Here is a 21994-nt window from a genome sequence, read left to right as displayed (position 1 = left end):
AAGATGGTCGCCTTTCGCTCCGCGAAAGAGCGTTTCGGGGCTGCACGTTCGCGGAGCGAAAGGCGACCACCCCGATCCGCTTAATTTTTTCAAGGGTTCCTGCGATGCAAGACGAAGCAAAATATATCTGCGATGGCTGTGGTGAGGAGATCGTGATCCCGATCGATCTCTCGGCGGGCGTCAGCCAAGATTACGTCGAAGACTGCCCGGTCTGCTGTCGGCCCAACGTGATCCACGTCGACCTCGATGCCGATGGGATGGCCAACGTCTGGACCGAACGCGAATAATATCCAGGTAGGCCAGCGGATCGGCTGTGCGGACTGTCGGTTTGCTTGCATCGGCCGATTGCTGGCGAACAATCCGCCAGCGGCTGCGTATTAACACGGTTCCCTGCGATCTTCCTAACGGAGTGACAATGTTTCCCATGACGTCGATGAAATCAAACGCCCCCGACAATTCGAAGATTGTCGGCCGAGCTAGCTTTCGGCAAATCGGTTGCCTGTTGGCGCTGAGCCTTGTTCTGGCAGGCTGCGACGCGGCGTCGGACGCCGGTTCCGCGGCCGCTCCCGCTGTCGACAGCGAGTTCCTGTTGGCGGAAGTCCCCGCCGATGCGGTCAGTATCTCCGACGCCAAACAGGGGTTGGAAGCGGGAGGTCCGGTGACGGTGATCGCGCGGATTACCGCTGGCGAGCACGATCCGTTTGAGACGGACAAGGCGATGTTTTTGATGAAGAGCGATACGACGACAACGTTGGACGCGGAAGCAGCTGCGGCTCACGAAGGCCCCGGCCACGATCCCGACAACTGTCCGTTTTGCAAGCAAAAGAACAACCCAACCGATTCGGTGGCGATCGTTCGCTTCCTCGATGAAGAGGGGAAGATTCTGCCGCAAGACGCCCGGGAAATGTTGGGCGTTAAGAAAGACCAAGTTGTTGTCGTTCAAGGGACCGCGTCGGTCGATCCGCTGGGCCATCTGATGATCGACGCCAGCGGACTGTTTATCGTTCGCTAACCGATGTCGTTCGCGAACCGTCGGCGGTTCAGTTTGCGAGCCCATCGGCAACGGATTGCAGAATCTGTTGCGTATCGAGCGCCTGCTGATTCATCGCCGTGGCCGCGTTGGCGTTGCTGACCAGATCGGCAAAAGTGGCCAGCATCCGGGCTTCTTGGTTTCCGTCAAAGGTTTCGCTTTTGACGCTCCCTGCCCGGTCGTGAATCCAGAATCTTGCCGGCTTCGAAGGCCACGGTCGGGTGAAGTCGTCGCAGACGATCGACGCTTGATCGCCAGCGATTTCGAACCACTTCCGCGTCGCGGTGTCATAGGCACAGTTCACCGTGGCGGTCAGGTCGTCGCCAAAGTCCAGCAGGCTACTGCTGCGAAACCAGATGCCCCGATCCTGCCGGCCGATCGATTGGATCGCGACCGGCAGACGGCCCGCCGCCCACCGCGCCATCCCGTACGCATACCAACCGAGATCCAACAGACAGCCGCCGCCCAGGTCGGGGTTCAGCCGATGGTCGTCCGATTGAAACGGTTCAAAAAACGAACAAGCGACGCTGATATGCTGCACTCGTCCGAGTGCGCCCGCGTCGATCGATTGCCGGATTCGATCGGTCCGCAGATGATGCAGCCAAGCGGTTGCGTCGAGCCATTGCCGGCCGCGGTCGCGACAGCGTTGGTCGATCGCTTGAGCTTCGGCCAGCGTCATCGCAACCGGCTTTTCGACGATCAGATGCTTGCCCGCATCGGCAGCGGCCAACGCCCAGTCGTGGTGCAGCGATGGGGGCAACGGGATATAGACCGCGTCGATACTGTCGCTGGCGAGCATTGCGTCGTAGCTGTCGAAGGCTTGAGCGATCCCGTACTGATCGGCGTACCAACGAGCCCGCGCGGGATCGCGACTGGCAATCCCCACGACCTGAATCGCATCGACCGATTGCATATCGGCGACGATCCGCCGCGCGATCCGCGCCGTTCCCAAAACTCCAAAACGTAAAGCGTTCAAGCGAAATATCCGATCCGCAAACCAAGCGGTTTGCGCAAATAAAGCAACAAACAAAAAAGGGGATACCCGATCGCGTCGCGGCACCGGCCTGGCAGCTTATTCGACGATCGGTCATCATAAAAGCCAAGGAGCCCTCATGAACCCGTCTGAATCGATGCAACAACAGATCAACAAGCTACAGGAAACCGTCGCGTTCCAGCAACGAACGATCGACCATTTTCACGAAGCTTTATTGGAGATCCGTCGCGAATTGGACAACGCGACGCGGCAGCTGGATCAGCAAAAAGGCCGCGTCCACTGGCTCTCGGAGAACATCGCCGGCGACAACCTGCCTCATGAGAAGCCGCCGCACTATTGATGTTCGGCAGCCGCTGGCGGCAACCTATCCGCGGCGGGAGAGTTGGAACAGTTCGAACATCGGGTCGGCGATCTGCGAAGCCGACGATTCGGTGATCTCGTCGACCATCACCTGATCCAACTGCTGTTGAAAGATCTCTTCGGCTTGGCCGCCGTGAAAGTAGGCGGCTTTGTCGTGCGTCTTGTGCATCGACGACATCAGTTCGCCAAACAGCGTCTTGCCGACGAAGTCGCGAAACAGCGTCTGCATCTCATCGGCCGGTGCGGCTTGCAAGGAATTGCCCGATTGCTGCAGATTCGACTTCGAATGCGCCGCCGCTTGGTTGGTAAGCGATTGATTATGGATTCCGCTGATCATTGGAAGATCACATCTCCGTAAAGGTCGCCTTTGGTTTTTAAGGCTTTGATAATTGCGATCAGATCGTCGGTGGGAACTTCCAACGCGTTGAGCGCATCGGCCAGATTCTTCAGCTTGGCGTTTTCCGCTTTGGGCGCGGCCGCATCGACCGGCACAAAACCCGGCCGCGCACCCGCTTCGATTCGTAGGTTGCGATGCGTGATCAGCACCGGCGCGATCCGCACCTCTTCGCCGATCACGACCACTCCTTCGCGTTCGTTGATCACAACGCGGGTGTCATTGTTGGGCAGCGCGACACGCAGCCCCAACAACAGCGAGATGAACGAGATCGGATTGTTTCGATAGACCGGCGGTATGTCGACTTCGATATGTAATTGATCGATCGCGCGAGCCACGGGAACACGAGCCGATGGATCGATACCGGCCGATTCGCCGGTCAGCGGTTGCTCGCCTTGGCTGTTGATCGCATCTTCGATCCATTGCACGGTGTCGAAGTCGGCGAAGTCGCGATCGAGAATCAGCGTTAATTTTCCGTTTTCGTGAAACGGAGCCAACAGCGAGCGTTCCATCTTCGCTCCCTGATGCACCATCGCGGAAGTTGGCGAATCGGGGTTCGAAATCCGCAGCGGCCCTTCGGCCATCGCGTAGACCGTCGGCTGATCGGCTCGCGGCCCCAACAGTGGCGAGAGCATCAGCGTTCCACCGGCGAGACTCTTGGCTCCGATCGCGTTGACGGTACAGTCGAGTCGGTCGCCCTGCTGAGCTCCAACTTCGGGAACCCTCGCGGTGACAAACACCAACGCCACGTTCCCGGCTTGTTCGACATCGTCCAACATCAACTGGCCGCGTGGATCGGTCGAGATCTGACCGCCCATCAATTGGATCATCCGAGCCAACGCTTTGGCGGTCGGCTTGGCATCCGGATCGCCGGTCCCCTTGAGTCCGACGACCAGCCCAAGCCCCTGAACTGTCGTGATCTCTTGCCCCTTGATGCGGCAGATATCGCGCAGCTTCAGTTCTTCGGCCGACACCGATGCAGCGAGCATCGACGGCACCAAACACAACAGGATCGATCGCAGCAGAAGATTCATGTGTTCGGTGATACGATAATTACAACGGCCGTTGCAATAGTCGTTCAGCGGAGTTTTCCGGCCGCTGAACGCCGTAACGTTAGAACGGTTGCAGCGTTTCGAACCAACGCGTGAACCAACCGCGTTTGTAGCCGTCTCGCATCCGGCCGCGATCGTTTTTGCGGATTTGCAGATCCAGCAGATCGCGACTGAGGACGACGTTGTCCGGCCCGATATCCTCGCTGCGGCAGGTGCCCGAGAGGAACGTCTCCCAGACGTTTTCATTCACGTACATCGTCTTGTGAGCTTCGACGACCAAGTTGCCGTTGGGGCGAATGTCGACGACGCGGGCGGCGATGTTAAACGACAGCGCCTCGCGACTCTCGATCTCCGAATCGGCCCGGTACAAACTGTTGACGGTCCCTTGCAGACGGAGATCGCCACCTTCATGCGTGTCGGGCTGAAGTTTGCCACCGCGAAGATTGACCCAATCTTTTAGCAGCGTGTCGTACAATCCGTTCTTTCGCGTCGAGGCGGATCCCTCGGCTTGAACGCGGGCGATTTCATCGACACGGATCGTGACGATGTCGTTCATCTGCAACGTGCGTGTGGGAGGCGGCGGGATGTAGGTCCAACTGGCCGATTGCAATCCCAACGGCGCATCGTAACGCTGAGTGTACTGGGCACTAGCAGCCTGCGATGGTGCGGCACGAGAGGGATCGGGCGCCGCCGCACCGCGATCATAAGGATCGCTGTTTTGATTCGACGGCGGCGCGATATCTTCGGTCCCGATTCCCGATTGGACTTGAGGGAATGGATTTTCCTGAGCTACCGCCACGGCAGCGCAACCCAACAGCAAACCGACAAAACACGTCGATGAGAAGGCTTTGAGCATTCGATAATTCCCTGGGTTTTGCTGAGTTTATCTGTTTGGGAGTCGGTGTCGCAGGGCACCGATTAGCGTTGCACTTGTGGGGCGCGAGTGACGATCTCGACCAGCCCCGTGCTGATCACGCGAGCCAACAACCGCTTGCGATCTTCGATCGTTTCGATCTGAATCAGATCCCCTTCGGAACCTTCGCCCATCGCCTTGCCGCCGGTGCGAATCACGATCGCTCCGCCGACAACCATGACTTCGACCATGTCGTTGCGACGGACCAAGATCGGCGGTCCTACATCGGTCTGTTGGACCCAACGCCCCGCGGGGACGTTCCGTTTGACTTCCTGGCCGATCAACTGGCTCATGTCGGTAGCCAAATGATCGCTGCGGACGGTCGAATCGATCACTTTCCATTGCAGCTGACTGGGACCGATGATCTGCCCGCGGGAAAGGTTCTGCGTGGCGACGATCGCGCGAGGCAATTCGTTGATCTGCAGATAGACGGGCACCTCCCGCTTCTCTCCTTCCACGGTCGATGTAAGGACAAAACGAGCGACACCGGCGGTGATCGTCGTGGGGACAGCAACGCGTTGGTAACTGGTGATCTCTTCGACTTGGGCGATCGGCAGTCGTTCCCAATCGATCTTGTATTCGAAGTCGTTTTCGTAGTCCTGCATCGCTTTTTCGACAACTCGCTCGATCAAGCGTTTACTCTGCGGATCGATTTCTTTCGGCGCGACTTCCGCCACCGTGGTGACCACCTTCGCAGCGACTTGCACGACGGGATTGGATCGGACGCTTGTCGATTCGGGGCCGACCCAAAGGATCGGTGCGGTGACCAGTTTGGAATGATTGAGCGCTTCGGCTAACCGATACCGCATCAACTGTAGCGGTCGACCATCGGTGGGGATCAATCCAACCGTCGATTTGCGCAGCTGATCCCAGACGTTGTCGGGGATCGAAACCGGTTGAACGACATCTTCGACGCGGACGATCGACGAGGTGACCGTAACGTTTGGCTTCAACTGCAGTGTCCACGGATCGGACTGCTGCGCGAGCGCGACGGTACCGAGCATGCTCACCCAAACGCCGACGGCGCAGATCCATTGCCCGCCGGCGGCAAATCGCCGCTGCGTTGCTGAAATGCAAAGTCCGTGGCGTACTGCAATCATCGTGGAAGTAAAAATGACAGATCCCAAGATTAGAAACGACGTAGGTTGGCGATGGTTTGCATCATTTGGTCGCCCGCCTGGACGGCTTGCGAATTCAACTCAAACGCCCGCTGGGTGGTGATCAGGTCGATCAACTCACGTACCGGTTCGACGTTAGAAACCTCGAGATTTCCCTGCCGAATCACTCCAGCGCCATCGCTGCCCGGATCGCTCAACTGGTTGGTTCCCGATGCTTCGGTCTCTTGATACAGATTTTCACCGATCTTCAGCAAGCCATCCGGATTGACGAACTGCGCCAACTGAATCTGCCCCTGCTGTTGCAGTTCGACGGTTCCGGGGATCCGCACCGAGACGATTCCGGTGTCGCTGATTTGGATCTGCGTTGCGTCTTGGGGGATCGTGATCGGCGGATCGATCAAGCGGCCCGTTTGCGCCGAACCAAGGACCAATTGCCCGTTGGCATTGACGTCCAGATTCGCCGCGCGAGTGTAGACGGTCGTCTGGCTGCGTGGATCCAAGACGGGCAGGAAGCCACGTCCTTCGATGCCAAAGTCGAGTTCGCGACCGGTCTGTTCCAAGGTTCCTTGGCTGTGATCGGTCTGCGTGCTCATCACGCGAACGCCGAGCCCGATCTGCGTCCCGGTCGGCGTGGGTGTTTGGTTGGAATCTTGCACGCCCGGATAGATCTCGTTGCGATACAACAGATCTTCGAAGTTCGCGCGATCGCGTTTGAACCCAGTGGTGTTCACATTCGCCAAATTATTGGCGATCACATCCAACTTGGTTTCCATCGCGTCCATACCGGTCGCGGCGGTGTATAGCGTTTGGACACTCATCTATCGCTCCAATTAACTTTGCAAAATGCGCGAGATCAACGATCCCATCACATGATCTTGGTTCTGAATCATCTTGGTATTGGCTTCATAACCACGCGACGCTTCGATCAATTCCATCATCGTGGTCGTCGGGTTCACCGCCGATTGCTCCAACGCGCCGTTGGCGACTTCGCGTTCGGTCGGCGCCACCGGCTGAAACTCAGCTAATGGCATGTACAGGTTTTCGCCTTGTCGCGAAAGATCGCCGTAGCCGTTCGGACGCGCTAGCATCAGGTCGAACGTGGTGCCCGATTGGGTGATCCGCCCTCCTGCGGTGACATCGAAGGGGAGCCGAGGATCGATCTGAATCGGGCGTCCGCCGGTGTCGAGGACGGGATCGCCGCCTTGATTGACCAGCGTGCCGTTGGAGTTGAACAAGAAGTTCCCGGCGCGGGTCAGCATCTGTTGATCGTCGTGCTGGACGACGAAGAAGTCCGATGCGTTGTGGATCGCAAAATCGGTGCGAACGCCAGTCTGTTTGATCGGTCCCTCGCGGAATTCCGTGCCGGTCGACTGCAGCGTAACGCCGCCGCCGACATCATCGACCTCTCCGGTGCCAGGATTTTTTAGCGATTCTTCGATCGATTCGGCAAAGCGAGCCTGCAACACCGGCGCCTGAGCTTTATAGCCCGGCGTGTTGACATTGGCCAAGTTGTGGCTGACGACTTCTAAACGATGGCTCTGCGCTTTGGCGCCGGCCGCCGACATGTACATTCCGTAGGGCATCGAGCTCTCGCCTCTTCGATCTAACGCCCCCCGGCGTGTATCCTCTCCCCAAAAGCCACGCCGACGGACGCTCTGGAATTTTCATCCCAACGCCGCGGTGACTCCTGGTTAAACTTGTCTCTAATCGATTCGGGAACTCAGTGACAAGAGCAGCTTGGCAAGCTGCCGACCAATCGCCGACGCGGCTCCCCGATCGATGCGATTGATAGCGTTCCCAATCGGTTGAGCGGGAATGCTACAATCGCGATCAGCCCTCTTCGAAACAATTTCCATTGGCGGAAACCTTATGAAATCGCTGCTCTATCGCGCGTTGTTGCTGCTGGTTGCGTTCGGATCGACACCGCTCCTTTCGCTCGCTAGCGGAGCCGACCAGCCGAACTTTGTCTTCCTGATCTCCGAAGACAATTCGACGCACTATCTGCAGCTGTTCGATCCCCACGGCGCAGCGACTCCAAATATCGAAGCCCTCGCCGCCAACGGGCTGTTGTTCGAGAACGCTTTCTCCAACGCGCCGGTCTGCTCGGTCGCTCGCACGACTTTGATTACAAGTTGTTACGGGCCGCGGATCGGCACGCAGTTCCATCGCCGCAGCCAGCCCGCTCCGATGCCCGAGGGGCTGCGGATGTGGCCCGCCTATCTCCGCGATGCCGGCTACTACACGACCAACAACAGCAAAAAAGATTACAACGCGATCGAAGGTCCCGGCGTCTGGGATGCTTCGTCGGGCAAAGCGAACTGGCGCGGCCGCAAACCGGGGCAACCCTTCTTCCACAAACAGTCCTTCGGAACGACGCACGAGAGCCGGCTGCATTTCTCGCGTCAGTCGATGGAAGAGAACCCGACGACGACCGATCCTGCGACCGTCTTTGTCGCTCCCTACCATCCCGACACGCCGACCTTCCGCTACACCAACGCCAAGTATCGCGACCTGATGCAGCAGGTCGACGCGGAGATCGGCAAGGTCGTCAATCGATTGGAAGCGGACGGTCTGTTGGAGGAGACTTTCATTTTCTACTTCGGCGATCACGGCGGAGTGTTGCCGCGAGGCAAGGGCTACGCCTACGACAGCGGTTTGCACATCCCGCTGGTCGTGCGGATTCCGGCCAAGTACCAACATCTTGTCGACGCCACGCGAGGCAGCCGCAGCGAAGGCTTTGTCAGCTTCATCGACTTCGGCCCGACACTGCTTCATTTGGCGGGAGTCGACGTGCCACAAGGCGTCGACGGCAATCCGTTCCTTGGACCTGGGATCACTGCCGCCGAACTGGCCAGCCGCGACGAAGCGTTTGGATACGCCGACCGCTTCGATGAAAAGTGGGACCTCGTGCGGACGCTGCGGAAGGGACGTTACGAATACGTTCGCAGCTTTCAACCGTTTAATTTCGATGGCCTGCAAAACAACTATCGCTACAAATCGCTGGCGTTCCAGGAATGGAGAGATCTGTTTGCGGCGGGCGAGTTGAACGCCGTGCAGGCTCAATTTTTCCAGCCTCGCAGCGTCGAAGCGTTATACGACTTGAAGTCCGATCCACACGAAACGATCAACTTGGCCGGCGATCCTCAATACGCCGACGTGCTGTTGGAATTGCGAACGCAATTGGGGCAGCGGATGCGGCAGATGCCAGACCTGAGTCTGTTTCCCGAGAGCGTGCTGATCGACCAAGCGATGGATAATCCTGTGGCATTTGGTCAGCGGCAGCAGGAGCGAATCGCGGCGGCGATGGATGTCGCCGACCTCAGCTTGCAACCGTTCCTCGACGCGGCGCCGGCGATCGCTAAAACGCTCGCCGCGGAGGATAAACTGCTCCGCTACTGGGGCTGCATCGTTTGCAGTTGTCACGGTGAACAGGCGGCCTCGTTGGCGGACGTTCTGCGCCGACTGGCGGCCGGTGACGCCAGCCGCTTGGTCCGGGTGAGGGCTGCGGAAAGCTTGAGTCTGATCGCGGGTGAGGATCCGCGGCCGGTGATCATGCAGGCGCTGCGATCGACGACTTCGCCGCTCGAAGCGGCGGAGATCCTGAACACGGTCGTGATGCTTAAAGACGGCCCGACAGCTGTCGAGTTCGAGATTACCGCGGCGTCGCTGGCAAGCTTGAAATTGACGGCTAGCGACGATGCGGCGCTGCGACGGCTGGAGTATCTGGATCCGAACTTCCAGCCGATCGCAAAAAAGAAGCAGCCGCGGGGCAAAGCGAAAAAGCGGCCCTGATCAAGACTGCGGCCGGCCGGGGCGAGTCGGCGTGTAGGTGCAGCAATCGGCGGGGCAAATGTCTTCGCACGCGGGCAATTCGCCCGCGGTCGCTCGTCCGTCGCGGCGACCGATCCGCTCTTCCACCAGTTCGCGGATCATGCGGACAAAACTTGGATGCGTCCCGACGGTCCCGGCGCGTTGCATTTCAATGCCCAGCGACTTGCAAAGGCTGGCCGCTTCGTCGTCGAGGTCGTAGATGACTTCCATGTGATCCGATGTGAATCCGATCGGCAAGATCACCAAACGATCGAGCTTTCCGCCGTCGGCGGCAGCTCGCTGATGCAAGGCTTCGATCCGGTCACAGATATCGGGCTCCAACCACGGAACCTGCGGCGGGCCGCTGCGACTTTGATAACACAGTTCCCAATTAGCCGATCCGGTCTGTTGGGCGACCAATCGCGAAGCTTCGGTCAACTGCTGCACATAGTTGCAGTTTTCAGCCATCGAAATTGGGATGCTGTGAGCGGTGAACAGGACCGGCACCTCGCCGCGAACCGCTTCGGGGAAAGCGGCCAAAGCGTCGTTTAAGCGACTGGCAACCGCTTCGATAAAGCTGGGGTGATTGAATCCCAACCGCAGCCGAACGATCGTCGGTGCGTTGGGACCGATCTGCTTTTGGGCGTCGGCGATGTTTTCGCGGTACTGGCGGCATCCGCTGTAGCAGCTGAACATGCTGGTGAAAAAAGCGATTCCGTTTTTCTTGCCGTCATCGCGCATGCTCATCAACGCGTCGGCGATCGTCGGTTCCCAGTTGCGGTTGCCCCAGTAGATCGGCAGCTGCACGCCGGCGCGACGCAGTTCGTGATGGACGGCGCTCAACAGTTCGCGATTCTGATCGTTGATCGGACTCTTGCCGCCGAACTTTTTGTAATGCTCGGCAACTTCAAGCATCCGCTCATGCGGAACGTTTTTGCCTCGCAGCACGTTCTCCAAGAAGGGGACGACGTCTTCGAGCCCCTCCGGTCCACCGAAGGAGATCAACAAAAAGGCGTCGAGACTCTCGGGGGCCGGAGCCGTTGCATCGGTCAAATCGGTAGCGGTTACTGGCACGTCGTGGAACAACCATGAGAGATGGGAGAGGGAAGGTGTGTGCGGGACGATCACAACGTTAACCGTGACGATCGCTCACTGCGCAACATCATTCTATTATGCCTTCGAATCGGCCGTCGCACCAACGGACAACTTCATCGAAGCTCAATTTCAACGAGAAGTTCGATCCGATTGTTCTCACCCGCCAAACCGACGCTACACAAGCAACAGACTGGCCAGGCCGAGGACCAAGAAGAAGCCGCACATATCGGTGATCGTCGTCAGCAACGGGCCCGATGCGATCGCCGGATCAACCCCAGCTCGCTTCAAAATCAGCGGCACCACACCGCCAAACGAGACGGCGATCATCGTGTTCATGCAGAGCGCGAATCCAACGACAAAGCCGAGCATCGCGTCCCCTTTCCACAGCATCGCCGCGGTGGCGATCAGCAATCCGAGCGTGAAGCCGTTGAGGATGCCAACCGAAATCTCCTTGAACCAAACGCGAAGGGCTTCGTTCGGTTTGACCAACCCGAGGGAGAGTTCTCGCATACTCACGGCGACTGCTTGATTGCCGCTGCAGCCGCTCATGTCGGAGATGATCGGCAGGAAGACCGCCAGGGCGATCACCGATTCGAGCGTGTCCTGGAAGAAAGCGATCACGCTTGCCGCCATGATGTTCAGCAAGATGTTGACGCTCAGCCATGAAAGTCGCCGCTTGCTGCGATCCAGCAGCGGCAGACTACGCACCTCTTCGCCACCTACGATACCCTGGCTCTTCAAATAGTCGCTGCGTTGTTGTTCGCTGCGAGCGTATTCGACGGCCGCTCGCTGAACGACGCCCAGCAAATCGCCTTGGGCATCGATCACCGGAACGCCTAGAAAGGCGTGCGATTCGAGCAAGTCTTCGACATCGTCCAACGACATCGTATCGAGCACCGAGATCGGGTTGGCGACCATGATGTCGCGAAGCGGAGTGGCGCGTTTGGAGAGGAGCAGGTCGCGCAGCGGCAGCACGCCCACCAACCGCTCGCCATCGCAGACAAACGAATATTGGATGTCGTAATGCCGGTATTCATCCGCGTTTTCGGCGAGGTCCTCGATCACGTCGCGGACCGATTGATCGGCTTGAAAGCTGACGTATTCGGTGATCATCAGACCGCCGGCGGTGTCCGATGCGTATTGCATCAACGTCCGCGCGTCGGCCGCCTCTTCAGGAGTCATCTGGTCGATGATCTCCGCGGCGTTGGCTTCGGACAGTTCGGCGATCAGGTCGGCGCGGTGATCGCTGGTCACCTCGTCGAGGATCAGCGCGGCGACGTTGGTCGGCAGGTGATCGATGATCTCGACAGCACTCGCTTCGACCACGTGCTCCATCAAATTGGCAGCGAGCTCGGGCGACAGGCTGGCGACCGCTTCGGCTTGCGAATCGGGGGACAGCCGATCCAACGCGACCACGGCATCGGCCATCTCGCCCGTTGCAACAAGGTTCGCGATCTCGGCGATCCCCGCATCTTCCGGGGCTTCGTCTTCCGTTGCGGAGTCGAGCTGCAATTGATTCATGGCGTTTGCTTCCAAGCCGATTCGACGAGCCGAAGTTCAAGTGCGCGCACAGTCACTGAATCGGTACAAAGCACGTTCTCAGAAAAACGCCAGCTGTGCAAGGAGGTGACCTGGCAAGACGACCGGTTGGTTAGTCCGAATCGCGGTCGTCCAAGTGCCCGGTTCGCCCGATCGCTCGGATCAATCGCATCATCACCAGCAAGCTGATCGAGATCCCAATCAGTCCGACGAGGCTGATGTTATGCAGTCCGAACCGCCACGGTTCGGTGAACAACAGCGGCGGAACTTCGCGGCTGAGCAGCAGCGACGAACCTAAGAAGAGTGCACTCGCCAGCATCCCCAACACCAATCGATTCACCGGCGGCCCGAGCCGACGATGCTGCAGATTGACTTTCAGACGCCCCTGCCGAACCTGTTCCAACATGCTGACCAATTGGTCCGGCACGACCTCCAGGAAGTTTTCAGCTTCCATATAGATCCGCCGCGCTTGGCGCAACCGCCGCCGCGGGGAGAGCCGCCGCATCATCGCGCGGCGCAGGAAACCACGCATGATTTCCAAGGTGCTGAAGTGAGCATCGAGTTCGCGCAACGTCCCTTCCAGCGAGATCAGCATCTTCAACAACAGCGCCGATTGGTGCGGCAGCTTGATCGAATGCCGATGCAAGATCTCCGACAGATCGTTCAGCGCCCCGGTCAGATCGAAACGATCGAGGTCTTGAGGCCCGTAGGTCGACAGATATTCAGCGACATCGATCGACAGCGCCGCCTCGTCGATATCCTCTCGCGCCTTGCCGACGCGTTTGATCAACCGCGTCAACTGCATCTGATCGCTGGCGGAGATCGCATACAGCATCTCTTCGATCGTCTCGCGCAAACGGTCGTCGATCCGGCCGACCATTCCGAAATCGAGGATCCCCAATTCGTCGTTGCCGATCGCCAGCAGATTGCCCGGATGCGGATCGGCATGGAAGGTGCCGTGCACAAACAGCATCTGCATGTAGCACTGGGCGATCCGCTGGGTCAGTTGTTCCTGGTCGCACTCAGGCGGCGGCTGGTCGGAGAATTTTGTCAGCGAGACGCCATCGATCCACTGCATCACCAACACGCGATGGGTCGACAGCGCGTCGAAGGTCTTGGGGACATGGACCTTGGGGTCGTTGGCCAAGAAGCCGCCGAACAGCCGCATATTTTGCAGTTCGCGTTCGAAATCGAGTTCGCGACGCAACATCGGCCCCATTTGAGCGACCATCTCGGCCGGCCCCCAAGCCGCCAGCGAGCTGACGCGTTGAGCCAGTTGGGCGAATCCCGACAGCACGTCGAGATCGCGAAGGATCGTGCTTTCGATTCCCTTCCGCTGGACTTTGACCGCCACATCGGTCCCGTCGATCAAGCGACCGCGATGGACCTGACCGATCGACGCGACGGCGGTCGGGACGGGATCGAATTCGGCAAATTCGAAATCAAAGCGATCGCCCAGCTCAGCTCGCATCGTCGCTTCGACGATTTCGGGCGGATCGGGAGGGACGCTGGCGTGCAACTGACGCAGCTCGGTCGCCAACGCGGGGCCGACGAGATCGGGGCGGGCGCTAAGAATCTGGCCCAGCTTGATAAACGTGGGGCCCAGCTCGGTCAGCGCCAGGCGGATCCGGACTTCGCGGGAGTGCTGAGACAGCGGCGTCCCTTGCGGATCCTTTAAGACATCGCTGAATGGCGTCTTCGGAAAATGGCTCAGCCAACCAGCCAAGCCATAACGATTCAGGACGCCAAGAATTTCCTGGCATCGACGCAGATTGCGATACAGTTGTGGAATCGATGTGATCTTCATGCATATCCGACGGAAGCGAGAGCCTCCATTGTAATCGGCATCAGATCACTTGCTGCCGAAGGCCTACTCTTCGACGATCTCTTCTTTGACCTTCTGGACAAAGTGAGGGCTTTTGCCCCCTTTGCCGAGTTCTTTGCAGCGTTTTTCCGCTTCTTCCTTCTGGTCGAATTCGAAGACAGCAACCCGCTTGAGGCTCTGGCTGAAGACGCCCCAATACAGCTTCATGCGGGCTTCGACGGCAACCTTCTTCTTCGTCTTGCGTTTCGCTTTGGCCTTTTTCTTTACGGGAGCTTCGGCTTCCTTTGCTTCGAAAGCATCCGCTTCGTCGCGAGCGCGTTTAAGGTTAGAACCGCGTGACTTGGCCATTGGCGATTAGCAGGGGTTGGAGTGAAGGTGTAGGAATTTGGGCGTTGTTCGGACCCGAAGTATGCTAACGCATTGAGAATCTGTTGACTAGTGCGTCAGACCCGCGAAAAACGATGCATCGAGCCGCCACGGGCCCTGGTTGGGCCAGTGGTCGGCAATTTGTCGGCCGCTCGGCAGCGAGCCGCTACAGCAGCTCGTCGAGCCCTTGTTCGGTCAGTTGACGGACGACTTCACGAACTCGTTCTTCAGCCGCTTTGGGAGCAACCAGAGTAGCGTCTTTAGTTTGCACGACGATCATATCTTCGACGCCGATCGTGACGATCGTGTGTCCCCCTTCGCTGCGGATGATCGTTCCGCTGGTATCGATCCCCAGATGCTTGCCCAGCACGGTGTTGCCATTGGCATCGCTGGGGTTCATCCGGGCCAGCGATTGCCAGCTGCCGACATCGTCCCAGCTGAATGGAGCTTCGATCACGACGATCGGTTCGTGCTTCTCCATCACTGCGAAATCGATCGAAATCCCCTCGATCGCAGTAAAACGTTCCTGCAGGACTTGCGGGAATTGGTCGGTCCCGATCGCGTCGGAGATCGCCATGATGTGTTCATACATCGCCGGTTGGTGCTGTTTCAGCGCGTCGAGGATCGTCGAAGCGCGCCACAGGAAGATCCCGCTGTTCCAGTAGAACGATCCCGATGCCAAATACTCTTCGGCGGTGGCGCGATTCGGTTTCTCGCGGAACCGGGCGACGCTGTAGGCGGCTGGCGATTCCGAATCGATCGGCTCGCTGCGCTCGATGTATCCAAACGATTCGGCGGGATAGCTGGGCGTGATCCCAAAGGTCACGATCCGCTGCGGGTCCTGCTGGATCAGGTCGACGCCGCGACGCAGCGCCGCTTGGAATTGATCGTTGCTGGAGATCACGTGATCGGCGGGCAACATCGCCATAATCCCATCGGGATCCTGCTTGGCGACCATCGCCGCAGCCAAGCCGACGCAGGGAGCGGTATCGCGTTTGCAAGGTTCGCCGACGATGTTCTGCGACGGCAGAGCGGGCAATTGTTCGGCGATCTTGTCGACCAGAGCCGCGTTGGTGATCACGCGGATCTGATCGGCGGGAACCAAGCCGTTCAAGCGGTCGACCGTTGCCTGCATCATCGTTTGATCACCGACCAAAGTCAGCATCTGCTTGGGCATCAATCGGCGGCTGGCGGGCCAGAACCGCGTTCCACTGCCACCGGCCATGATGACTGCATGCAACATTGGGAGTCTCTTTTTGTGCGTTGTATTGAGTTAATGAATGCTGGCGACAATCGTGCCAGCTGGTCCAGCGAATTGCAAGACGAGATCCCAACGCCAACCTTAACAAGAACCTCACACCTCACCAATCAGCCATCGCAGAAACCACAGCCCGTCCCCGCCGCGGCCGCCTAAACCTCGCCGCTGCAACGGCTCGGCAAACAGGACAACGACCGCTGGACCAAGCGTGCTATCGCCCTAGCGGACTACTTAGGTCCGGGATGAGGATCGCATTCGATCAACGGCAAGCTGATCCACGGCTAGCGCAGCAAACACGCGATGTACCAGAGATAGAAGCGTCGGCACGAGGTAAATCTGGCGTTGATCGCATTTGCCCTTCTCAAACGTAGTGAGTCAGGGATTGAAAATAACAAGCCTTGAGCGAGTTTTTCGTAGTGGGCTGGCAGTACACGTACATGATGGGAGGTTACCGCGCAATCGCTCCTGCAGCGGCGTGAAGCCACGGTAGGTAGATTCCTGCGACTTGCATCCTGTCGGCTATACAGAAATCCGGGATTTCCGTTCGGTGCCCGGACCGAACGTTCGCTACACGATTTGCTAGATCATGCATGCATTTCATTGCCGCCCATATAGCTTCGGGCCCGGCGGCGCATCGCTCGCTAGTTGTGCCAGCCAAGTGATGCAAGCATGGGGATGAAGGTTTCCACCGTGGTAGTCGTTCCCGGCGGAACTACTGACGTGACAACATGATCGAATTCCAGACGACTTGTGTAGAACCGACGGTCTTCCCAGACCGACTGTTTCCCCATGCCGGCGGACGGGGCTATGGTAAATCGCTGGTCCTTCGGCACTCGACTCGCTCGTGTCGTTGGCTAGCTGGGCAGGGGTTCGGCCAATAATCGGTCGACGGCAACACTCACTCGATCGACGATTCCTTCGAACATCTGGCGTCCCTGTTCCGCAGTCGCCAGATCGGGGCGGCCTGTCGCTCCGGCGGCGGTTCGCTGCTTCATGTCGCGGCAGATAAACATTCCTTCGACCGCGTCGGGCTTCCATCCCATCGCCGACTCGACGGCCGCGGTATCGACAAGCTCCGGACGCAGATGCAGGATCAACGCCGTTTCGGCTTCGCACGCGTGGCCAACCGCTTTATCTTCGCCCGTCAAATGATCCGCGATCACCGCCTCGGCGATCGACCAATACGAAGCCGCCGCCAACAGCCGATCGGGCCATTGCGACTGCAACTGACGCACCGCAACGCGCATCGGATCGATGTTGCCACCATGTCCGTTGAGGATCAAAAAACGACAGAATCCCATCTCCAACAGCGGCTGCAACGTCTGGCACAACAGTTGGATGTACGTTGGCAACTCGCTGTCCAACGTCGCTCCGAGACGCCGATGATGCGCACTGGCACCGATCCACTGAGTCGGCAGACGCAAGACGCGATCGGGCGCCCGAGCTTCCATCGCGTCGGCGATCGCATCGCTGATCAACGTATCGGTCCCACAGGGCAGGTGAGGGCCATGCTGTTCGACCGCCGCGGTTGGAAACACGACCAAGGTCTGCTGACGATCGAGCGCCCGGATCGCCGGGGCGGTTGAATTCAAGAATTTCATTCGGACGGAAGCTCCTGCTCACGCTTGGGGTTTTGTCGTATCACGGTTGAAAAGGTTAACGGTTCTTCACCCGATCCGGCTGCCCGCGGCAAGCAGAGATTGATGACAAAGCACAACACCAACGTCAATCCAAACCCAACGGGCCAGAACCACATCGAGAACCACTGGTCGAAATGATACATCATCGCCATCGTCGCTGCGGCAGCGATCAACGTCCCCGGAAAGACCGCCGCAGCGCGGGCTTTGCGCGAGAAAAAGGCGAGGATAAAGACAGCCAACAGCGGGCCGCCGAAGGAGGCTGTCAACTTTTTGGCGATGTCGAACACATCGCCAAGCGGCCCGACAAAACAAGCTAACGTGACGCTCAACACACCGACGACGACTAACAAACCACGGATCAATCCAACGTCGTGGGCACTGTCATCGGGCTTCCACGAGGGCATCAAACGATCGCGAAAATCGACGATGATCGCCGTCGTGACCGAGTGGATACCCGAGTCGATGCTGGACATCACCGCCGCCATCAACGCAACAAGAAACAATCCCACCATCCCCGGTGGAAAGTGCATTCGCGCAAACTCGGGGAAGACCTTGTCCTGCACTCCCGCCGCCAAGACCGCATCGCGCATCGCAACCGATTCGAGCGGCGACGGCAGCTCGCCCACGCTGACACCTTGCAACAGCGGCTGCAATTCAGCGGGGTTTTCGCCATAAAACGCAAACAGCCCGACACCGATCAAAAGCAGGCCCGGGATCACCAACCACATCCCGATCAGATTCACCAGGTATCCGATCTGCGATGTCCGTTCCGACTTGGCTGAGATGTAACGTTGCACCGCGACTTGGTCGGCACCGAAGGCCGACAAGGCTTCCAGGAACGTACCGATCAGCACCGCCCAACTGCCATGTTTGAGCGTCATCGAAGGTGTCCAGTCGACCAACATACTGGAGCGGCCTTCGAAATAACTGCTGATCGATTGGATGAAGCCGATCCCGCTGGTGTAGATTAGCAGCGAAAGGGCGACGAGAATCGTCCCGGCAAAAACAAAGAACTGCAGCACGTCGGTCCACATCACCGCTCGCAATCCACCGACCATCGTATACAGAATCGAGACGGCTCCCAGCGACAGGATCACCGTGACTTGCGGCACCTGCGAGACGCTGGCGATCACCAACGAAGCCGCAAACGTCGCCGACGCCATCCACCCGATTCGCAACAAGATAAACAAACCGCTGGCCAGACAGCGGATCGAAACATGGAACCGACGCTCCAGATATTCGTACGCCGTCGTGCAGTTCAATCGCGAATAGACGGGAATAAAAACCCAAATCACGATCGGCGACATCAACGTCGCCCCGACCAACATCATCCCGACACGCAAGCTGTCGCCGTAGCCGACCGATGGATACATCGCAAAGCTGTTCGATGAAAACAGCGTCGCCATCACGCTCAGCCCGACCACCATCCAACCCATCGAACCGCCGGCGGCAAAAAACTCGCGGCGTGATTGCCCGCGACCAAAATGCATCCCCATTCCCATCATCACGACCAAATAGACAACGATGACGATATAGTCGAGCGTTTGCATGAGGAGAGCTCTCTGCGATGGTGGGCGGGAGGACGAGCTGTCGGACAACCGGTGGCGTCACTTTAACACGCCCAACTGCGTCGTACATTCGACGACGATTCCCAAGAGTCAAAAACAAAGCAGATTTTTGCTCGCCAGCGGTTCCCAACTTCACGCAACGCCGCGGACTACTGTTTTCGCGTCTGAGTCGCTGGCGTCTCCGACCACGTCGCCAGCATCGCTTCGATCGTTTCGCGACGCCGGATCCCCGCCGGTTCCATCCGATCGAATCGCTGCAAATATTCCAGCTCTTCGCGCAACACCCGCTCCAAAACCGCAGACCTGCGTCGCAGATTCAGCGGGCCAAACAGTAGTGCCGCGTCGCGGTCGATGCCATCGTAAGCCGGATCGTCCCGATCGACGGCACGCTGGAACGTGAGGATCGAATAGGGCCAATGGCCGCAGGCGATCCGTTCATCAACCAAATGAAAACCGCAGCGCAATCCCCATCGGCGCACCAATTCGGGCTGCCGATTCGGCTGCAAAAAGACGCGGGGCGGGACGCGATCGGGGAACGCTTCGAGGATCTGCACGATGCTCTCGGCCCCCATCCCACAAATGCTCAAGCTCTCCGCTTCGCCGGCTTCCAAGACCGCCAGCCCATCGCCAAAGCGAACGTCCGCGGCCAGGTTCGCCAATCGACGACGAGAGTTCACAAACGGCTGCTGCTTGTTTTCGATAGCGATCCCACGCTCGATCCGGCCGCTTTTCAGCAGCGCCGCCAACAGCCGCGCGTGATCCGAACCGACGTCGACATGCGTCGGGCAACGGACCTGATCGAAGACAGCTTGTAAGCGAACGTCCAAACCAAACATAGCGTTGACACAAATTCCCAGCTTCGAATTCCGATCGGCCGGGACCGTCCCCAGTTCAAATCGCAGCAAACTGCTACAATAACACGAACCGCCAAAACGTGAATCCGCCCCGCAAGGACAACTTCCCCGTGAGCCAAACATCGACTGCGAATCGCCTCCGCTGCAGCGTGACCGTCGCAGTCATGGCGTCGTCCCTCATTGCCGTCGCCGGGTTGGCTGGCATCGCTCATTCCCAGCCGCCGGAATCAAGCGGCGATCAACCGCCGCCGGCTGTCGATCTGCTGGGCGATCTGGACGGTTTATTAGACGAAGCGATGCAAGCCGAATCGGAAACGAACGACAAGCCGGAACCTGAAACCGACGCCCCGCAAGCCGCCACGGAACCGGTCGATGCCATGCTGAAAACGCTGCAGGCTGTCGATCGCGAAATGCAGCAAGCGATCGCGGGGCTTGGCAACGGTGATGCCGGACCGGCAACGCAAGCCGCTCAACGACGGGCGTTGGAAATGCTGCAGACGATCGTCGATCAATCCGCACAAAACTCCAATCAAGACCAGTCCCAGTCGTCGCAGCGTTCGCAGGAACAGCAGATGTCGCAGGCGGGACCAGAAAAACCGGAGACCGATCCGAACCGCGAGGGCCAGCAACCGCAGCAATCCGAACTGGGAACGCAGCCCGGAACGGAAGTCGGCAGCAGCACCGACGTGATCGTCAACGCAGGCCCTTTGCAAGGCATGCGTGAAGCGGTTTGGGGACACTTGCCCGAGCGGATTCGGGGCGAGCTGCAGGCGACGTTGCCAGAGAAGTTCCTGCCCCGTTATCGCGATGCGATCACCGAATACTTCCGCCAACTCTCCTCCGGTTCGGACGCGAAACCTTGACCAACAATCTCGCACACACCGGAACGATCTCGCGGCGCGATCTGATCGGCCGATCGATCGGCTTGCTGACCGCATCGGCCTTGCCCGCCGCCGCGGTTGCTCAAACGAACGACGATGGGCTCTACACGCCCGCCGTCTCGCTGGCGATCGATCGCGGACTCAGCTCGCTGGTCGCGCGTCAAACCGCCGACGGCAGCTTTGGCGATGGCCGCGGCACCGGCTTGGGACGCAACGTCGCCGTAGTCAGCTTGGCCGGGCTGGCGATGTTGTCGCGAGGCAGTCTGCCCGACCGCGGGCCGCACGGCGCGGCGCTGGATCGCTGCGTCGACTACATCGCCGACGCGTGTGAAGACGAAACGGGATTCATCATCCGCCGCGAATCGGTCAGCCGCGGGGCGATGTACGGCCACGGCTTTGCCACGCTGTTCCTCGCCGAAGTCTATGGGACCAGCGACCGCAAGGACCTGCAACGCAAGCTGAACCATGCCGTCGATCTGATCGTCCGCTCGCAGAACAGCGAAGGGGGCTGGCGGTACGAACCCGAGCCGCGCGACGCCGACCTGTCGGTAACGATCTGCCAGATGATGGCTTTGCGAGCGGCTCGCAACGCGGGGACCTTCGTTCCGGGAGAGACGATCGAAAGGGCGGTCGATTACGTGCGGCGATGCCAGAATCCCGACGGCGGATTTATGTACCAATTGACCGGTGGGGAGAGCCGATTCCCGTTGACCGCCGGCGCGATCGTGGCTCTTCAAAACGCGGGACGCTACCGCGGCAAAGAGCTCGACGACGGCTACGATTTCCTCAGCAATCGAGCCGGACACAACTTCTCGCCCCAACGCAACAACTACTTCTTTTACGCACACTATTATTCGGTGCAGGCCCTCTGGCAGCGAGGCGGCCCCGAATGGAAAGCTTGGTACGAACAGCTGCGAGACATCCTGTTGTCGACACAATTAAACGACGGCAGTTGGCTCGACTACACCGACCGCACCTACGCCACCGCGATGGCCTGCATCATATTAAACACTCCCCGCAGCCTGCTGCCGATCTTCCAACGGTAACTGCCTCGCTTAACCGCGTGCCCAGCGGTTCGGACGCAGGAACGGCCAACGCGCGGCCCGCTGGGCACGCGGTTAAACTCAATACCGTTTAACGAAGCGTAGTGGACGAGATTACGAGTCCTTTTGCATCAGACCAAATCGCTGGGACTCGTAACCTCGTCCACTACGTCCCGCCGCTAATTCTTTCGACGGTCCGAGGCTCCTTCGTTGAACGGTATTGCGGTTAAACTGGATGACTGATTTCGACTCGC

General features: G+C 59.0%; 21 protein-coding genes. 6 read left to right on the top strand and 15 right to left on the bottom strand.

The window, feature by feature from the left end; all coding sequences use genetic code 11:
- The first annotated feature begins 104 nt into the window (after nucleotides 1–104).
- Together CA51_RS06020 and CA51_RS06015 are read left to right on the top strand one after the other, a co-directional pair.
- Nucleotides 105–287 (top strand): CPXCG motif-containing cysteine-rich protein, encoded by a 183-nt coding sequence (locus CA51_RS06020; protein ID WP_145118731.1) that lies wholly within the window; start codon nucleotides 105–107, stop codon nucleotides 285–287.
- Nucleotides 288–433: 146 nt separating this feature from the next.
- Nucleotides 434–1012 (top strand): hypothetical protein, encoded by a 579-nt coding sequence (locus tag CA51_RS06015; protein ID WP_145118729.1) that lies wholly within the window; start codon nucleotides 434–436, stop codon nucleotides 1010–1012.
- Nucleotides 1013–1040: 28 nt separating this feature from the next.
- On the opposite strand, the gene CA51_RS06010 is transcribed toward CA51_RS06015, so the two are convergent.
- Nucleotides 1041–2006, bottom strand: a complete 966-nt coding sequence (locus tag CA51_RS06010) for a Gfo/Idh/MocA family protein (RefSeq protein WP_231746027.1) — start codon at nucleotides 2004–2006, stop codon at nucleotides 1041–1043.
- 136 nt (nucleotides 2007–2142) lie between these two features.
- Between CA51_RS06010 and CA51_RS06005 the strand changes: the two genes are divergently transcribed.
- Entirely contained in the window at nucleotides 2143–2364 is a 222-nt protein-coding gene (locus CA51_RS06005; RefSeq protein WP_145118727.1) for a SlyX family protein, read from the top strand.
- A 24-nt stretch (nucleotides 2365–2388) separates the two neighbouring features.
- On the opposite strand, the gene CA51_RS06000 is transcribed toward CA51_RS06005, so the two are convergent.
- The 6 genes from CA51_RS06000 to CA51_RS05975 form a co-directional block, all read right to left on the bottom strand.
- Nucleotides 2389–2721 carry a rod-binding protein gene (locus CA51_RS06000; RefSeq protein ID WP_145118725.1) on the bottom strand — a complete coding sequence of 111 codons (333 nt, stop codon included), beginning with the start codon at nucleotides 2719–2721 and terminating at the stop codon, nucleotides 2389–2391.
- On the bottom strand, nucleotides 2718–3812 hold the full coding sequence (locus CA51_RS05995) for a flagellar basal body P-ring protein FlgI (protein WP_145118723.1): 1095 nt from the start codon (nucleotides 3810–3812) through the stop codon (nucleotides 2718–2720). The genes CA51_RS06000 and CA51_RS05995 overlap by 4 nt, the downstream gene beginning before the upstream one ends.
- A 79-nt stretch (nucleotides 3813–3891) precedes the next feature.
- Nucleotides 3892–4686 carry a flagellar basal body L-ring protein FlgH gene (locus CA51_RS05990; protein ID WP_145118721.1) on the bottom strand — a complete coding sequence of 265 codons (795 nt, stop codon included), beginning with the start codon at nucleotides 4684–4686 and terminating at the stop codon, nucleotides 3892–3894.
- Nucleotides 4687–4748: 62 nt separating this feature from the next.
- Nucleotides 4749–5843: a flagellar basal body P-ring formation chaperone FlgA gene (gene flgA / locus CA51_RS05985; RefSeq protein WP_145118719.1), complete on the bottom strand. Its 1095-nt coding sequence runs from the start codon at nucleotides 5841–5843 to the stop codon at nucleotides 4749–4751.
- Between the two features lie 29 nt (nucleotides 5844–5872).
- Nucleotides 5873–6679, bottom strand: a complete 807-nt coding sequence (flgG, locus tag CA51_RS05980) for a flagellar basal-body rod protein FlgG (protein WP_145118717.1) — start codon at nucleotides 6677–6679, stop codon at nucleotides 5873–5875.
- Between the two features lie 12 nt (nucleotides 6680–6691).
- Nucleotides 6692–7444 (bottom strand): flagellar hook-basal body protein, encoded by a 753-nt coding sequence (locus CA51_RS05975; RefSeq protein WP_145118715.1) that lies wholly within the window; start codon nucleotides 7442–7444, stop codon nucleotides 6692–6694.
- A gap of 286 nt (nucleotides 7445–7730) precedes the next feature.
- On the opposite strand from CA51_RS05975, the gene CA51_RS05970 reads away from it, so the two are divergent.
- Nucleotides 7731–9653: a sulfatase-like hydrolase/transferase gene (locus CA51_RS05970; protein WP_197451624.1), complete on the top strand. Its 1923-nt coding sequence runs from the start codon at nucleotides 7731–7733 to the stop codon at nucleotides 9651–9653.
- Here CA51_RS05970 and CA51_RS05965 read toward each other — a convergent pair whose 3' ends face one another.
- The 8 genes from CA51_RS05965 to CA51_RS05930 form a co-directional block, all read right to left on the bottom strand.
- Nucleotides 9654–10745: a ferrochelatase gene (locus CA51_RS05965; protein ID WP_231746026.1), complete on the bottom strand. Its 1092-nt coding sequence runs from the start codon at nucleotides 10743–10745 to the stop codon at nucleotides 9654–9656.
- Nucleotides 10746–10940: 195 nt separating this feature from the next.
- Nucleotides 10941–12287: a magnesium transporter gene (gene mgtE, locus CA51_RS05960; protein ID WP_145118711.1), complete on the bottom strand. Its 1347-nt coding sequence runs from the start codon at nucleotides 12285–12287 to the stop codon at nucleotides 10941–10943.
- Between the two features lie 130 nt (nucleotides 12288–12417).
- Nucleotides 12418–14112, bottom strand: coding sequence for an ABC1 kinase family protein (locus CA51_RS05955; protein ID WP_145118709.1), 1695 nt, complete (start codon nucleotides 14110–14112; stop codon nucleotides 12418–12420).
- Between the two features lie 63 nt (nucleotides 14113–14175).
- Entirely contained in the window at nucleotides 14176–14478 is a 303-nt protein-coding gene (locus tag CA51_RS05950) for a hypothetical protein (protein ID WP_145091749.1), read from the bottom strand.
- 184 nt (nucleotides 14479–14662) lie between these two features.
- Nucleotides 14663–15739 (bottom strand): mannose-1-phosphate guanylyltransferase, encoded by a 1077-nt coding sequence (locus CA51_RS05945; RefSeq protein WP_145118707.1) that lies wholly within the window; start codon nucleotides 15737–15739, stop codon nucleotides 14663–14665.
- Nucleotides 15740–16608: 869 nt separating this feature from the next.
- A complete protein-coding gene (locus CA51_RS05940) occupies nucleotides 16609–17355 on the bottom strand; it encodes a creatininase family protein (RefSeq protein ID WP_145118705.1) in 747 nt (248 codons plus the stop codon).
- Nucleotides 17352–18944 (bottom strand): sodium:solute symporter family transporter, encoded by a 1593-nt coding sequence (locus CA51_RS05935; RefSeq protein WP_145118703.1) that lies wholly within the window; start codon nucleotides 18942–18944, stop codon nucleotides 17352–17354. The genes CA51_RS05940 and CA51_RS05935 overlap by 4 nt, the downstream gene beginning before the upstream one ends.
- A 167-nt stretch (nucleotides 18945–19111) precedes the next feature.
- Nucleotides 19112–19867, bottom strand: coding sequence for a tRNA (adenine(22)-N(1))-methyltransferase (locus CA51_RS05930; RefSeq protein ID WP_231746025.1), 756 nt, complete (start codon nucleotides 19865–19867; stop codon nucleotides 19112–19114).
- 59 nt (nucleotides 19868–19926) lie between these two features.
- Between CA51_RS05930 and CA51_RS05925 the strand changes: the two genes are divergently transcribed.
- Together CA51_RS05925 and CA51_RS05920 are read left to right on the top strand one after the other, a co-directional pair.
- Complete coding sequence (locus CA51_RS05925) at nucleotides 19927–20679, top strand: hypothetical protein (protein ID WP_145118699.1); 753 nt, start codon at nucleotides 19927–19929, stop codon at nucleotides 20677–20679.
- Nucleotides 20676–21743: a prenyltransferase/squalene oxidase repeat-containing protein gene (locus CA51_RS05920; RefSeq protein WP_145118697.1), complete on the top strand. Its 1068-nt coding sequence runs from the start codon at nucleotides 20676–20678 to the stop codon at nucleotides 21741–21743. Before CA51_RS05925 ends, CA51_RS05920 begins: the two co-directional genes overlap by 4 nt.
- The last annotated feature ends 251 nt before the right edge of the window (nucleotides 21744–21994 follow it).

It is taken from the genome of Rosistilla oblonga (genome assembly GCF_007751715.1).
Classification (GTDB): domain Bacteria; phylum Planctomycetota; class Planctomycetia; order Pirellulales; family Pirellulaceae; genus Rosistilla; species Rosistilla oblonga.
This window is presented reverse-complemented; position numbering and strand designations above follow the sequence as displayed.